This is a genomic window from Kitasatospora albolonga, assembly GCA_002082585.1.
Taxonomy (GTDB): domain Bacteria; phylum Actinomycetota; class Actinomycetes; order Streptomycetales; family Streptomycetaceae; genus Streptomyces; species Streptomyces stephensoniae.
On sequence record CP020563.1, the window covers coordinates 1,771,187 to 1,785,703 of the forward strand.

Annotated in this window: 10 protein-coding genes; 8 read left to right on the forward strand and 2 right to left on the reverse strand. The window is 72.6% G+C overall.

Annotation, left to right across the window (positions count from 1 at the left end; genetic code table 11):
• Positions 1-250: 250 nt before the first annotated feature.
• The 6 genes from B7C62_07665 to B7C62_07690 all read left to right on the forward strand — a co-directional run bounded on the left by B7C62_07665 (position 251) and on the right by B7C62_07690 (position 8,927).
• Positions 251-1,639, forward strand: coding sequence for a dihydrolipoyl dehydrogenase (locus tag B7C62_07665; GenBank protein ID ARF72162.1), 1,389 nt, complete (start codon positions 251-253; stop codon positions 1,637-1,639).
• A gap of 60 nt (positions 1,640-1,699) precedes the next feature.
• Positions 1,700-3,502 carry a 2-oxoglutarate dehydrogenase, E2 component, dihydrolipoamide succinyltransferase gene (locus B7C62_07670; protein ARF72163.1) on the forward strand — a complete coding sequence of 601 codons (1,803 nt, stop codon included), beginning with the start codon at positions 1,700-1,702 and terminating at the stop codon, positions 3,500-3,502.
• Positions 3,503-3,653: 151 nt separating this feature from the next.
• On the forward strand, positions 3,654-4,277 hold the full coding sequence (locus B7C62_07675; GenBank protein ARF72164.1) for a GntR family transcriptional regulator: 624 nt from the start codon (positions 3,654-3,656) through the stop codon (positions 4,275-4,277).
• A 267-nt stretch (positions 4,278-4,544) separates the two neighbouring features.
• Positions 4,545-7,217 carry a pyruvate dehydrogenase (acetyl-transferring), homodimeric type gene (locus tag B7C62_07680; protein ID ARF72165.1) on the forward strand — a complete coding sequence of 891 codons (2,673 nt, stop codon included), beginning with the start codon at positions 4,545-4,547 and terminating at the stop codon, positions 7,215-7,217.
• A 136-nt stretch (positions 7,218-7,353) separates the two neighbouring features.
• Positions 7,354-8,343, forward strand: a complete 990-nt coding sequence (locus B7C62_07685) for a transcriptional regulator (protein ARF72166.1) — start codon at positions 7,354-7,356, stop codon at positions 8,341-8,343.
• 62 nt (positions 8,344-8,405) lie between these two features.
• Positions 8,406-8,927: a polymerase gene (locus tag B7C62_07690; GenBank protein ARF72167.1), complete on the forward strand. Its 522-nt coding sequence runs from the start codon at positions 8,406-8,408 to the stop codon at positions 8,925-8,927.
• A 129-nt stretch (positions 8,928-9,056) separates the two neighbouring features.
• On the opposite strand, the gene B7C62_07695 is transcribed toward B7C62_07690, so the two are convergent.
• Complete coding sequence (locus B7C62_07695; protein ID ARF72168.1) at positions 9,057-9,677, reverse strand: GNAT family N-acetyltransferase; 621 nt, start codon at positions 9,675-9,677, stop codon at positions 9,057-9,059.
• A gap of 96 nt (positions 9,678-9,773) precedes the next feature.
• Between B7C62_07695 and B7C62_07700 the strand changes: the two genes are divergently transcribed.
• Together B7C62_07700 and B7C62_07705 are read left to right on the forward strand one after the other, a co-directional pair.
• Complete coding sequence (locus B7C62_07700; GenBank protein ARF72169.1) at positions 9,774-10,673, forward strand: TIGR01777 family protein; 900 nt, start codon at positions 9,774-9,776, stop codon at positions 10,671-10,673.
• Between the two features lie 218 nt (positions 10,674-10,891).
• A complete protein-coding gene (locus B7C62_07705; GenBank protein ARF72170.1) occupies positions 10,892-12,343 on the forward strand; it encodes an oxidoreductase in 1,452 nt (483 codons plus the stop codon).
• 154 nt (positions 12,344-12,497) lie between these two features.
• Here the strand turns inward: B7C62_07705 and B7C62_07710 are convergent, their stop codons facing one another.
• Positions 12,498-14,243 (reverse strand): regulator, encoded by a 1,746-nt coding sequence (locus B7C62_07710; protein ARF72171.1) that lies wholly within the window; start codon positions 14,241-14,243, stop codon positions 12,498-12,500.
• Positions 14,244-14,517 lie beyond the last annotated feature (274 nt).

The window sequence follows — 14,517 nt, forward strand, 5'->3', positions numbered from 1 at the left end:
TCGCTCTCGACGAACACCGGTCGAATCCATAGGAAACTACGCAGCAGTAACCCTCCGGTACGGACGATGATCCGTCCCGGACCCGGGCCCCGCGTCCCGCCCGCCGTCGACAAGTGCGAAGATGGGTTCTCGGCAGGACAGGGCCCCCACCACAGGGCCGAAGACAAAAGCGGCCGAACACCAGCCGACCGGCCGGTCACACCCCAGCGACGGGGCCCGGCGTACGGCGCACATGCATGGAGGACGTGACGTGGCGAACGACGCCAGCACCGTTTTCGACCTAGTGATCCTCGGCGGTGGCAGTGGCGGGTACGCCGCGGCCCTGCGCGGAGCGCAGCTGGGCCTGGACGTCGCCCTGATCGAGAAGGGCAAGGTCGGCGGCACCTGCCTGCACAACGGCTGCATCCCCACGAAGGCTCTGCTGCACGCGGGCGAGATCGCGGACCAGGCCCGCGAGTCGGCCCAGTTCGGCGTGAAGGCCACCTTCGAGGGCATCGACATGGAGGCCGTCAACAAGTACAAGGACGACGTGATCGCGGGCCTGTACAAGGGTCTCCAGGGTCTCGTCGCCTCGCGCAAGGTCCACTACATCGAGGGTGAGGGCAAGCTCTCCTCCCCCACCTCGGTGGACGTGAACGGCCAGCGCATCCAGGGCCGCCACGTGCTGCTGGCGACCGGCTCCGTGCCGAAGTCGCTGCCGGGCCTGGAGATCGACGGCAACCGGATCATCTCCTCGGACCACGCGCTGAAGCTGGACCGCGTCCCGAAGTCGGCCATCGTGCTCGGCGGCGGCGTCATCGGCGTCGAGTTCGCCTCGGCGTGGAAGTCCTTCGGCACCGAGGTCACGGTCGTCGAGGGCCTGAAGCACCTCGTCCCGGTCGAGGACGAGAACAGCTCGAAGCTTCTTGAGCGCGCGTTCCGCAAGCGCGGCATCAAGTTCAACCTCGGTACGTTCTTCGAGAAGGCCGAGTACACGCAGGACGGCGTCCGCGTGACCCTGGCCGACGGCAAGACCTTCGAGGCGGAGATCCTCCTCGTCGCGATCGGCCGCGGCCCGGTCTCGCAGGGCCTGGGCTACGAGGAGCAGGGCGTCGCGATGGACCGCGGCTATGTCCTGGTCGACGAGTACATGCAGACCAACGTGCCGACGATCTCGGCCGTGGGCGACCTCGTCCCGACCCTCCAGCTGGCCCACGTCGGCTTCGCCGAGGGCATCCTCGTGGCGGAGCGGCTCGCCGGCCTCAAGACCGTCCCGATCGACTACGACGGTGTGCCCCGGGTGACGTACTGCCACCCCGAGGTCGCCTCCGTCGGCATCACCGAGGCCAAGGCCAAGGAGATCTACGGTGCGGACAAGGTCGTCGCCCTCAAGTACAACCTCGCGGGCAACGGCAAGAGCAGGATCCTGAAGACCGCGGGCGAGATCAAGCTCGTCCAGGTCAAGGACGGTGCCGTGGTCGGCGTCCACATGGTGGGCGACCGCATGGGCGAGCAGGTCGGCGAAGCCCAGCTGATCTACAACTGGGAGGCGCTGCCCTCCGAGGTCGCGCAGCTCCTCCACGCCCACCCGACGCAGAACGAGGCGATGGGCGAGGCGCACCTGGCGCTGGCGGGCAAGCCCCTCCACTCCCACGACTGATCCCCGTTCCGGGCGCGACGACCGACCACTTCCGCATTTTCGTAAGGAGCAACTGAAACCATGTCGGTTTCCGTAACCCTTCCGGCGCTCGGCGAGAGCGTCACCGAGGGCACTGTCACCCGTTGGCTGAAGGCCGAGGGCGAGCGCGTCGAGGCCGACGAGCCGCTGCTCGAGGTCTCGACCGACAAGGTCGACACCGAGATCCCGGCCCCCGCGTCCGGTGTTCTGGCCTCCATCAAGGTCGCCGAGGACGAGACCGTCGAGGTCGGCGCCGAGCTGGCCGTCATCGACGACGGCTCCGGCGCTCCGGCCGAGGCCGCGGCTCCGGCCGCCGAGGCGCCTGCCGCCCCGGCCGAGGAGGCTCCGGCTCCGGCCGCCGAGGCTCCCGCCGCCCCGGCGCAGGAGGCCCCGAAGGCCGAGGCCCCGGCTGCCTCCGGCGGTTCCGCCGAGGGCACCGACGTCACCCTTCCGGCGCTCGGCGAGAGCGTCACCGAGGGCACCGTCACCCGCTGGCTGAAGGAGGTCGGCGAGGAGGTCGCGGAGGACGAGCCCCTCCTCGAGGTCTCCACGGACAAGGTCGACACCGAGATCCCCGCCCCGGTCGCCGGTGTGCTGCTGGAGATCGTGGTCGGCGAGGACGAGACCGCCGAGGTCGGCGCCAAGCTCGCCGTCATCGGTGCTCCGGGCGCGGCCCCGGCCGCCGCTCCGGCGCAGCCCGCCGCCCCGGCGCAGGAGGCCCCGAAGGCTGAGGCCCCCAAGGCCGAGGCGCCGAAGCAGGAGGCCCCCGCGGCTCCCGCCCCGGCACCGGCCGCCCCCGCTCCGGCTCCGGTCCAGGCCCCGTCGGCTCCCGCCGCCCCGGCTCCGGCGCAGCCCGCCCCCGCCGCCCCGGCACCGGCCGCTCCGGCCGCGCCCTCGGGTGACGACGGCGCCTACGTCACGCCGCTGGTCCGCAAGCTCGCGTCCGAGAACAACGTGGACCTGGGCTCGGTCAAGGGCACCGGCGTCGGCGGCCGTATCCGCAAGCAGGACGTCGTCGCCGCCGCGGAGGCCGCCAAGGCCGCCGCCGCTGCCCCGGCGCCCGCCGCTGTGACTGCCGGAGGCCATGCCGCCGCCAAGGCGCCGAAGCTGGAGGCGTCCCCGCTGCGCGGTCAGACGGTCAAGATGACCCGCATGCGCAAGGTCATCGGCGACAACATGATGAAGGCGCTGCACTCGCAGGCCCAGCTGACCTCGGTCCTCGAGGTCGACATCACCAAGCTGATGAAGCTGCGCAACCAGGCGAAGGCCGCGTTCGCCGCCCGTGAGGGCGTCAAGCTGTCCCCGATGCCGTTCTTCGTGAAGGCGGCGGCCCAGGCGCTGAAGGCCCACCCGGTCATCAACGCCCGGATCAACGAGGACGAGGGCACCATCACGTACTTCGACTCGGAGAACATCGGCATCGCCGTGGACGCCGAGAAGGGTCTGATGACCCCGGTCATCAAGGGTGCGGGCGACCTGAACATCGCCGGTATCTCCAAGAAGACCGCCGAGCTGGCGGGCAAGGCGCGCGGTGGCGGGCTGACGCCGGACGACATGTCCGGTGCCACCTTCACCATCAGCAACACCGGTTCGCGCGGTGCGCTGTTCGACACCGTCATCGTGCCGCCGAACCAGGCCGCCATCCTGGGCATCGGTGCCACGGTCCGCCGCCCGGTGGTCATCGACCACCCGGACCTCGGCGAGACCATCGCGGTGCGCGACATGACGTACCTCTCGCTCTCCTACGACCACCGCCTGGTGGACGGCGCGGACGCCGCCCGTTACCTGACGTCGGTCAAGGCGATCCTGGAGGCCGGTGAGTTCGAGGTCGAGCTCGGCCTCTGAACGCTCCGGCTGTAACCAGCCTCACCAGCGGCGCCCCCGTCCGGAACACCTTCCGGGCGGGGGCGCCGCCGTATTGTCTAAACACCACCGGCCGCCGCCCGTACGGCCGTGATGATGTAGGCAGCACAGGTCTGCCCTGAAGGAGCTCTCCATGACCCCGCCCGTCGTCCACTCGCTGCGCGAACAGATCCGCGAGCACATCGTGGAGGGGATCGTCAGCGGGCGCTGGAAGCCGGGCGAGCGGATCGTGGAGCGCCGGATCGCCACGGAGCTGGAGGTCAGCCAGACGCCCGTGCGCGAGGCGCTGCGCGAGCTGGAGACGCTCCGGCTGATCGAGTCGGCCCCGAACAAGGGCGTCCGGGTCCGCAACCTGACCGCCGCCGACCTGGAGGAGAGCTACCCCGTACGGGCCGGACTGGAGCAGATCGCGGCGGAGCTGGCGGCCCCGCTGCTCGGCGAGGACTGCTCGGCGCTGGCCCCGCATGTGGCGGCGCTGTACGAGGCGGACCGGCTGGCGGACGGCGAGGCCCAGGTGCGGCACACGGTGGGCTTCCACCGGGAGATGGTCCGGGCCGCCGGGAACGCGGTGCTGCTGCACACCTGGGAGGGGCTCGGCATCGAGGTGTTCACGGCCCTGTCGATCCGCTGGCTGGGCACGGTGCAGAAGTCGTACGCGGAGGAGCACCAGGCGCTCGTCGACGCGTTCCTCGCCCATGACCCACAGATCGGCGCCTTGGTGAAGGCGCACGTACTGGGCTGCGCACCACGCGCCTGACCTGACCGGCAAGCTCCGATCATCTGGCGCGCGACCTGCTCTTCCGTGCAGGTCAGCGCCCTTTTTGCGCGCTATTTCGCGTCACTCCGTGCCCCGTTTCGAGGCACCGCATGCCACTTTTCTTCGTATCGAGAAGTTTTGCCTTCAATCCTTTGATCGATCATCGATCAGCGCCTTACAGTTCACTTCGCGGGCCCACCGGCCCCATCGCTCTGTCCTGCCAGATAGGGCCTTCTCCACCCCCCTCCTCTCCGGAAGGCGGCGATCATGACCGACCCCGTAGGAAAGCTTCCGAGCGAGCTCGACCAGCTCCCGGACCGCGACCCCGAGGAGACCGCCGAATGGGCGGCCTCCCTGGACGCCGTCACCCGGGCCGCCGGCCCGCACCGTGCCGCGTACCTGATGCGCCGCTCGCTGCAGCACGCCGAGGGCGCCGGTCTCGCGCTGCCCAAGCTGCTGGAGACCGATTACGTCAACTCCATCCCGACCTCCGCCGAGCCCGCGTTCGACGGCGATCTGGAGATGGAGTCGAGGATCACCGCGTGGAACCGCTGGAACGCGGCCGCGATGGTGACCCGTGGCGCCCGGTACGGGGTGGGCGGCCACATCGCCACCTTCGCCTCGGCGGCCTGGCTCTACGAGACCGGCTTCAACCACTTCTTCCGCGGCAAGGAGGGGGACGGCTCCGGCGACCAGCTCTACATCCAGGGCCACGCCTCCCCCGGCATCTACGCCCGCGCCTTCCTCGACGGCCGGATCAGCGAGCAGCAGCTCGACCACTTCCGCCAGGAGTCCGGTGGCCAGGGCCTGCCCTCCTACCCGCACCCCCGGCGGCTGCCCTGGCTGTGGGAGTTCCCCACCGTGTCGATGGGCCTCGGCCCGCTCTCGGCCATCTACCAGGCGCGCTTCAACCGCTATCTGGCCAACCGCAACATCAAGGACACCTCCCACTCGCACGTCTGGGCCTTCCTCGGCGACGGCGAGATGGACGAGCCCGAGTCGACCGCCGCCCTGGCGCTGGCGGCCCGTGAGCAGCTCGACAACCTGACCTTCGTCATCAACTGCAACCTCCAGCGGCTCGACGGCCCGGTCCGCGCCAACTTCCGCGTGGTCCAGGAGCTGGAGGCGCAGTTCCGCGGGGCAGGCTGGAACGTCGTCAAGACGCTCTGGGGCAGCGCCTGGGACGAGCTGTTCCAGCTGGACACCCAGGGGGCGCTGCTGCGCCGCCTGCGCGAGGTCCCGGACGCGCAGTTCCAGACGTACGCCACCCGTGACGTCGCCTACATCCGTGAGCACTTCTTCGGCGCCGAGCCCGCCCTCGCCGAGCTGGCGAAGCTGCTCACCGACGCGAAGATCGCCGAGTGTTTCTACACCTCGCGCGGCGGCCACGAGGCCCGCAAGGTGTACGCGGCGTACAGGGCGGCCGTGGAGCACAAGGGCGCGCCGACGGTGATCCTGGCCCAGACGGTCAAGGGCTACACGCTCGGCAAGGGCTTCGAGTCCAAGAACGCCAACCACCAGATGAAGAAGCTGTCGATCGACGAGTTCAAGGGCATGCGCGAGCTGCTCGGCCTCCCGATCCCCGACAGCGCCTTCCAGGACGGGCTGGTCCCCTACGGCCACCCGGGCGCCGACTCCCCCGAGGTCCGCTACCTCCAGGAGCGCCGCGCCGCTCTCGGCGGTCCCGCCCCGGCCCGCCGGATGCACGCCTCGGCGCCGCTGCCGCAGCCCGAGGAGCGCGCGTTCAAGGCGCTGTACAAGGGGTCCGGCAAGCAGGAGATGGCCACCACCATGGCGTTCGTCCGCCTGGTGAAGGACCTGATGCGGGACAAGGAGACCGGGAAGCGCTGGGTGCCGATCGTCCCGGACGAGGCCCGTACCTTCGGTATGGAGTCGCTCTTCCCGTCGGCCGGTATCTACTCGCCGCTGGGCCAGACGTACGAGCCGGTCGACCGCGACCAGCTGATGTACTACAAGGAGGCCAAGGACGGCCAGATCCTCAACGAGGGGATCACCGAGGCCGGGGCCATGGCCGACTTCATCGCCGCCGCCACGTCGTACGCGACGCACGGCGAGACGATGATCCCGTTCTACATCTTCTACTCGATGTTCGGCTGGCAGCGGACCGGCGACCAGATGTGGCAGCTCGCCGACCAGCTCGGCAAGGGCTTCATCGTCGGCGCCACCGCCGGTCGTACGACCCTGACGGGTGAGGGCCTCCAGCACGCGGACGGCCACTCGCACCTGATCGCGGCCACCAACCCGGCCTCGCTCAACTACGACCCGGCGTTCGCGTACGAGGTGGCGGTGATCGTCAAGGACGGTCTGCGCCGGATGTACGGACCCGACGCCGAGGACGTCTTCTACTACCTGACGGTCTACAACGAGCCGAAGCCCCAGCCCGCGATGCCCGAGGGCGTCGAGGAGGGCATCGTCAAGGGCCTGTACCGCTTCAAGGAGGGCACGCCCGCCACGGCGGACGCGCCGCGCCTCCAGCTGCTGGCCTCCGGCACGGCGATCCACTGGGCCCTGGAGGCCCAGGAGCTGCTGGCCGCCGACTGGGGTGTCACGGCCGACGTCTGGTCCGCCACCTCGTGGGGCGAGCTGCGCCGCGACGCGCTGGAGGCGGACGAGGCGCTGCTCCGCGGTGAGCAGCGGGTGCCGTACGTGACCCAGGCGCTCTCCGGTGCGCCGGGCCCGGTGCTCGCGGTCAGCGACTGGATGCGCCAGGTCCCGGACCAGATCAGCCAGTGGGTGGAGCAGGACTGGTCCTCGCTCGGCACGGACGGCTTCGGCCTCTCCGACACCCGTGAGGCGGCCCGCCGCCACTTCGGTGTCGACGCGCAGTCGATCGTCGTCGCCTCGCTGGCCCAGCTCGCCAAGCGCGGCGAGCTCCCGGCCTCGGCGGTCAAGGAGGCCCGGGAGCGCTACGGCCTCTGAGCCCCCGCTCCCACGCCGGTCCCTGCCGGCCCTGCCCCCGGTCACCGGGGCGAACGCGTCCGACAACGCGCCCGCCCCGGCGGCCGGGGGTTCGGCATCGGCGGCCGTGTGCTGCCGCTGCCACCACAATGGGCCCATGCGTGCTGCCCGGCTGATCAAGATGGTCCTCCTTCTTCAGTCCCGACCCGCCATGACCGCCGCCGAGCTGGCGGCCGAGCTGGAGGTGTCGGAGCGTACGGTCACCCGGGACGCGCAGGCGCTCTCCGAGGCGGGTGTCCCGGTCTACGCGGAGCGCGGCCGGGCGGGCGGTTACCGGCTCATCGGCGGCTACCGCACCCGGCTGACCGGCCTCGCCCGGGACGAGGCGGAGGCCCTGTTCCTCTCCGGGCTGCCCTCGGCGCTGCGCGAGATGGGCCTGGAGGACGCGGCGTCGGCCGCCCGGCTCAAGGTCTCGGCCGCCCTGCTGCCCTCCCTGCGCGACGCCTCCTCCTCCGCCGCCCGGCGCTTCCACCTGGACGCCCCGTCCTGGTACTCCGAGCCGGAGACCCCCGACTTCCTGCCCGCCGTCGCCGACGCCGTCTGGGACGACCGCCTGGTCCGGGCCCGCTACCGCAGAGGCGGGGGCCGCGACCACGGCCGTGAGGGTACGGAGGTGGCGCGGGAGCTCGCTCCGTACGGCCTCGTCCTCAAGGCCGGGGTCTGGTACCTCTGTGCCCGGGCGGGCGAGGACTTCCGCGTCTACCGCGTCGACCGGTTCACCTCGGTGGAACCGGCCGACGCCCGCTTCGAGCGGGACAAGACCTTCGATCTGCCCGCGTTCTGGGAGACACGGGCCGCCGAGTTCGCCCGGTCCCTCCTGCGGACCGAGGTAACCGTACGGGTGTCCGATAGCGGTGCGCGGCAGCTCGCGTACTCCGGCGACCGGGCGGCTGCCGCGGAGGCTCTCGCGAAGGCCCCTCCCGCCGGTCCGGACGGGTGGCGCACGGTCGTCCTGCCCGTGGAGTCACTGGACGTGGCATACAGCCAGCTCCTTTCGCTGGGTCCCGAGTTGGAGGTCGTGGCACCGGAGTCCCTCCGGAGCCGGTTCGCCGAGGCGGCCGAACGCCTGCGCGAGCTGTATCGCTGAAAGGCTTCTTTTCGCCGTCTGGGCGTGCGGGTGGTCCCGGCAGGCTGGATGCTGTACCCGTGATGGACGAGACGGAGTTCTGGGAGATCATCGACACCACCCGCGAGGCCGCCGAGGGCGACCCCGAGGAGCAGGCCGATCTGCTCGTGGAACGGCTGGTGCAGCTCGACCCCGATTCCGTGCTGGACTTCGCCCGGCACTTCGAGGCCCGCTACAACCGCGCCTACCGCTGGGACCTGTGGGGCGCGGCGGCCGTCCTGCTCGGCGGGGCGAGCGACGACGCCTTCGACTACTTCCGGTGCTGGCTGATCGGCCAGGGCCGGGAGGTCTTCGAGGGGGCGCTGCACGACCCGGACGGTCTGGCGGAGCTGCTGGAGGAGTTCGACGAGGAGATCGACGGGGACGGCGAGGAGCTGGGCTACGCGGCCGACGAGGCGTACGAGCAGCTCACGGGCCTGATCGCACCCGATCTGGGACTTCCGCCGCAGCCCACCGAGCCGCTGGGCTCCCCGGTCGACTTCGAGGACGACGAGGCGCTGTCCGCCCGCTACCCGGAGCTGTGGGACCGCTTCGCGCCCCGCTGACCCGCCCCGCGGCCGGGCGCAGTGCCACCGGACGCAGGGTCACCGAACGCAGTGCTACCGGGCACAGGGTCACCGAGTGCAGCGCTACGGGCGCACTGCTCACGGCGCACTGTGTTCAGAGCACCGTGCTCAGGGCGTGAGCGAGCGCCCCATCAGAACGTCGTCGGCATAGCGGCCCTGCAGGAAGAACTCCCCGCTCAGCACCCCTTCCACGGCGAACCCCTCGGAGGCGTACAGCGCCCGGGCGGGGGTGTTGTGCCCGAGCACGCGCAGCGTGATCCGGTTGGCCCCCTGGCGCCGCGCCTCGGCACACGCGGCCCGCAGCAGGGTCCGCCCGACCCCGGCCCCGCGCGCCCAGGGGGCCACGGCGAGGCCCTGTATCTGGCGCACATGGGCGTTGCTGGCGAGCGGGGTGGGCGGGACCAGGCGTATGTACCCGGCGATGCGCGCCCCGCCGGACCCGGTCACGGCACCGGACCCGGACCCGGACCGGGTTATGGCCCCCGTCCCGAACCCGGCCTCGGATTCGGCCTCGGACTCGGCCTCGGTCTCGGTCTCGGTCTCGACCTCGGCCACCAGGAAGTCCCCGGGCCGGTGCCGCTCGTCGAAGAACGGCTCGTACGGCGGCTGCGGCCGGGGCACCACCGCGTGCAGCGTCGACCAGGTGGACCGGTCGAGCTCCCCGAGCGCCTCCTCGTCGGCGGGCCGGGCGGGTCGTACGGATACGGAACGAAGGACGGTTGCGGACATGACGTCACTGTCCCACGCCGGGTTCTTCGCGATCCATGGTGTTTTCCCCCGTATCCACTGCCGTGTTTCCCGTAATCCGTGGGGCAGGATGGCACCATGCCGACCTCCCGTATCGCCGTCACTGGATCGTCCGGACTCATCGGAGCGGCGCTCGTGCGCTCGCTGCGCGCCGACGGGCACAAGGTGGCCCGCCTGGTGCGGCGGCCCGCCCGGTCCGGGGACGAGGTGGAGTGGGACCCCAAGCGGGGTTACGTGGACGTGGCCGGGCTCGTGGGCTGCGACGCGGTCGTCCACCTCGCCGGGGCCGGGGTCGGCGACCGGCGCTGGACCGACGCCTACAAGCGGGAGATCCGCGACAGCCGGGTGCTGGGCACGGCCGCGATCGCCGAGGCCGTCGCCTCGCTCGACACCCCGCCGCAGGTGCTGCTCTCCGGTTCGGCCATCGGCTTCTACGGCGATACGGGAGACCGCGCCGTGGACGAGACCGCACCGCCCGGGGCCGGTTTCCTGCCCTCCGTCTGCGAGGAGTGGGAGGCCGCGACCGCCGCCGCCGAGGAGCGGGGCATCCGCACGGTGCACGCCCGCACCGGCCTGGTGGTGGCCCGTGAGGGCGGGGCGTGGGGGCGTCTGTTCCCCCTGTTCAAGGCGGGGCTCGGGGGGCGGATGGGCAACGGCCGCCAGTACTGGAGCTTCATCGCCCTGCACGACCATGTCGCGGCCCTGCGCCACATCCTGGACACCGAGTCGCTGACCGGACCGGTGAACCTGACCGGGCCCGACCCCGTCACCAACGCCGAGGTGACCGCCGCGATGGGCCGCGTCCTGCGCCGCCCGACCCTGTTCACGGCCCCCGCGCCCGCGCTGCGGATCGCGCTCGGGGAGTTCGCGGGCGATGTGCTGGGCAGTCAGCGGGTGATCCCGGGGCAGCTGCTGGACTCCGGCTTCTCGTTCGCCTTCCCCGGCATCGACGCGGCGATCCGCGCGGCCCTGCGCTGAGCCGTACCCCTACCCGTATCCGTAGCCGTACCGGCCTTGCCGGAGCGCCTTTGCCCGTACGCGGCGGCCCGTGTGCGACCCCGTGCCCCGGTGCCCCCGGCCACGCGCGTCTGACTCACTATCAGCCATCCTCCTAACCTCGATGCGAACTCCGGCATTCCGGGGACCTGTTGGGGGCAAGAGCCCCCCACCAGTCGCACCGACTCGGGGAGGGGCTTGTGCGCAGCACGGCACACCACGCGGACGTGATCATCATCGGGGCCGGGATCGCCGGCCTGTCAGCGGCCCATCTGCTGACCCGGGCAGGGGTCGGCGTCAGTGTTCTGGAGGCGGCCCCCACCGTGGGCGGCCGGCTGGCCACCCGTGAGGTGGACGGCTTCCGCCTCGACCTGCTCGGCCCCCTGCTCTGCGCCTCCTGGCCGGAGCTGACCGGCACCCCGGGGCTCGGCACCCCGGAACTCCGGGAGTTCGCCCCCGGGGTGCTGGTGCACAGTGAGGGCCGCCGCCATCGCACCGCCGACCTACGGAGCGCGAGGGGCGCACTCAGAGCCGTACGCACCCGGTCGAGCGCCCCCCACCTCGCGCCGGGCGGGTCCGGGAGCGATCTGCGGCTCGTCTCGCGGGCGGGCCTCGGCGGCAGAGGCGCCGAGCCCGGCACCACAGGAGTCAAGAGCACCGGACTCAGGAGCGCGGGACTCAGAAGCACCGGGCTCAGGAACAGCCGTACGGTCTCCGACGCGATCGACCGGGCCCGGCTCGGCGCGGCGCTCTCCCGGCTGGCCGCCACTCCGACGGCCCGGCTGCTGGCCCGCCCCGAGCGGACGGCGCTGGCCGCGCTGGCGGCGGGCCAGATGCCCGCCCGTACGGTGGACGGCGTCCTGCGCCCGCTGCTCTCCGCGCTGCTCGGCGATCCCGGCCTCACCACGTCGAGCCGGTGCGCGGATCTGGCGCTGCGCGACTATGCGCGGGGCGGACTGTGTGTACCGGCGGGCGGTTCGGGAACGCTGCCCGATCTGCTGGCCGCCGCGCTGCCGCCCGGCACGGTACGGACCGGGGTGCATGTCACGGCCGCAGGCATCACCACCGTACGGACCAAGGAGCACGGCGAGCTGGGGTGCCGTTCCCTGCTGCTGGCGACCGGTGCGGGGGCCGCGGCCGAGCTGCTGCCGGGGTTGCGGGTACCGGCCTTCCGTCCGGTGACGGTCCTCCACCACACCGCGCCCGTACCGCCGCCGACCGGCAGGTCGCTGGTGCTGGACGGCGACCGGTCGGGTCCGGTGGCGTACACGGCGGTGATGAGCGAGGTCGACCCCTCGCGCGCCCCCGAGGGCCGGACGCTGGTCACCTCGACGGTGCTCGGGACCCCGCCGCCGGACCTGGACCGTTCCGTACGTACGCATCTGGCGAGGCTGTACGGGACGCCGACGGACGACTGGGAGCTGCTGGCCGCCCACCACGACCCGGAGGCGGTCCCCGCGATGGAGGCCCCGCACGACCCGCACCGGCCCGTACGGGTGCTGGCCGGGCTGTATGTGTGCGGCGACCACCGCGACACGAGCACGGTCCAGGGGGCGCTGCACTCGGGGCGCCGGGCGGCCGAGGCGATCCTCACCGACCTGGGCGTACGCCCGGCGCACGGGGAGGGCACAGGACTGCGGGAGGCGGCGTAAGGGCCGCAGGACGCGTAGGACGTGCAGGCCCCGTAGGACGTGGGGGCGTGGGGCGTACGGGCTCCGCCTGCGCGCGCCGTACGCCGCCCCGGGCGCCTCCCCGCGCGGGTTTCACCAGGGCGTGGAACCCGCGCGGGCAGGTGCCCGGCCACGGTCAGCCCAGCGCGGCGACCCGGTCCCGGTAGCCGCGTACGGCCGCGGCGTCCCGGTACGGCTCCAGGCTGCGTTCGAAGGCGCGTACGTACTCGGCGGCCCGGACCGAGCGCATCTCCGACGCCTGCTGGGCCGCCTCCGCCCCCAGCTGGCACGCCTGGTCCAGCTCGCCGAGGCCCAGCCGGGCGGAGGCGAGCACCACCCGGCAGAACAGTCGGCTGCGGGCGTACGCCGGAGCACGCAGCTGGAGCGAGCGCTCCGCGTGCTGGGCGGCGGCCCGGTACTGCTGGAGATCCCGGTGGCAGTGGCCGAGCTCATGGGCGAGCTGGGCCTCGTCGAAGAGGCGGGCCCAGTGCGGGACCTCGTCCCCGGGGCGGGCCACCTCCAGGGCGTGTTCGGCCCGGGTCAGCGCGGCGGTGCAGGCCCGCGCCTCACCGAGGATGCCGTGGCCGCGGGCCTCGACCGAGTGCAGCAGGGCCTGGACGAGGGGCGGGGCGGCGGAGCCGATGCCCTGCTGGGCGACGCGGGCGAGCTGGACGGCCTCCCTGCCGTGGCCGAGGTAGACGGCCTGACGGCTCATGGTGATCAGGACGTACGCCCCGTAGCCCCGGTCCCCGGCGGCCTGGGCGAGCCGCAGCGCCTGGACGAAGTACCGCTGGGCCAGGCCGTGGGCGGCGATGTCGAACGAGGTCCAGCCGGCCAGCCGGGTCAGATCGGCGACCGCGGCGAAGAGGCGGCGTCCGGTGGTCTCGCCGTAGCTCCCCCGGAGCATCGGCTCGGCCTCGTGCTCCAGATACCGCACGAGCGCCTGGCGGGCGTGGCCGCCGCCGTAGGTGTGGTCGAGGGTGCGGAAGAGCTCACCGACCGAGCGCAGCGCGGAGACGTCCCCGCCGCTGACCCGCTGGCCGGGGCCGCGCTCGGTCTGCCGCTGGCGCGGGACGACGGGCAGCGCGCCCGTACCCGTACTCGCACCGGATACGGCTCCGGGGCCGGTCCGGTCCGCGCCGGACGGTTCCCCCGGGGCGGGCGGCGCGGCGCCCGGGGCGGGGCGTCCGGCCGGGCGCAGGGGGCCGCCGGGGCCGCCGGGACGGGGCGCGCCCCGGAGGTCGGTGCGCAGGGCGCCGTCCGTACGGCCTGGTTCGGTACGGAAAGGTTCTGTACGGCCTTGTTCCGTACGGCCTGGTTCGGTGCGCCCCGGTTCCATACGGAACGGTTCCGTACGTCCCGGAGCGCCGCCGACCGTGCCGACGCCCGGCCTGCGGTGCGGGGCCGGCGGCCGGTCCGCACCGCCGTCGCGTGCCACCCACTCGTCGGCGCGGCCGATCAGCCAGTCCCGGCTGGGGACGACGAGACCGGCGGGGGTGAACGCGATCTTGCGCAGCTCGGTGTGGGTGCCGGAGTCCTTGCGCCACAGGCCGCTGACGATGTCGACGGCCTCGGCGGGGGTGGCCGCGAACTCCAGCCCCGCGTAGACGGGGGCACAGGCGTCCAGGCCCAGGTCCTGCGCGGAGAGCCGCCGCCCGAGCCGCCGGGTGAAGACCTCGGCGATCAGGGCGGGGGTGGTGCCGCGCGGCTGCTGCCCCCGGAGCCAGCGGGTGACCGAGGTCTTGTCGTACCGCAGGTCCAGTCCGTGTTCGAGGCCGAGCTGATCGACCCGGCGGGCGAGGCCCGCGTGGGAGAACCCGGCTTCCGCGATGAGTGAGGCGAGGCGGCGGTTGGGCGTGCGCTGCGGGGGTCGTTCCGACATCAGCTGTACGGTCTCCTGCCTTCGGGGGCCCGGGCAGCCCCTGGGGAACGGCGCGAATTTAGCGTCCGCCGGGGCGGTCGGAGACACCCTTTGCTCCACGTTCATCCGATCGTGTGAGGATTGCGAACCGAGCTGACGGCGGCGCCCCGGTGGTGATCCGCTCTCCACCTGCCGATGGGCCGGCCGGGTGACGGTCGTACAGTGGTTGCGGGCGCGATCAGTGCGGGGCGCCGCCATCCCGGGGACACCCCCCGGGCACACGGCGCCCGACGTA

Excerpts from the sequence above, each read along its gene's own strand:
- B7C62_07670 (ARF72163.1), top strand. The coding sequence starts at position 1,700 with ATGTCGGTTTCCGTAACCCTTCCGGCGCTCGGCGAGAGCGTCACCGAG.
- B7C62_07675 (ARF72164.1), top strand. The coding sequence starts at position 3,654 with ATGACCCCGCCCGTCGTCCACTCGCTGCGCGAACAGATCCGCGAGCAC.
- B7C62_07680 (ARF72165.1), top strand. The coding sequence starts at position 4,545 with ATGACCGACCCCGTAGGAAAGCTTCCGAGCGAGCTCGACCAGCTCCCG.
- B7C62_07685 (ARF72166.1), top strand. The coding sequence starts at position 7,354 with ATGCGTGCTGCCCGGCTGATCAAGATGGTCCTCCTTCTTCAGTCCCGA.
- B7C62_07690 (ARF72167.1), top strand. The coding sequence starts at position 8,406 with ATGGACGAGACGGAGTTCTGGGAGATCATCGACACCACCCGCGAGGCC.
- B7C62_07695 (ARF72168.1), bottom strand. The coding sequence starts at position 9,677 with ATGTCCGCAACCGTCCTTCGTTCCGTATCCGTACGACCCGCCCGGCCC.
- B7C62_07700 (ARF72169.1), top strand. The coding sequence starts at position 9,774 with ATGCCGACCTCCCGTATCGCCGTCACTGGATCGTCCGGACTCATCGGA.
- B7C62_07710 (ARF72171.1), bottom strand. The coding sequence starts at position 14,243 with ATGTCGGAACGACCCCCGCAGCGCACGCCCAACCGCCGCCTCGCCTCA.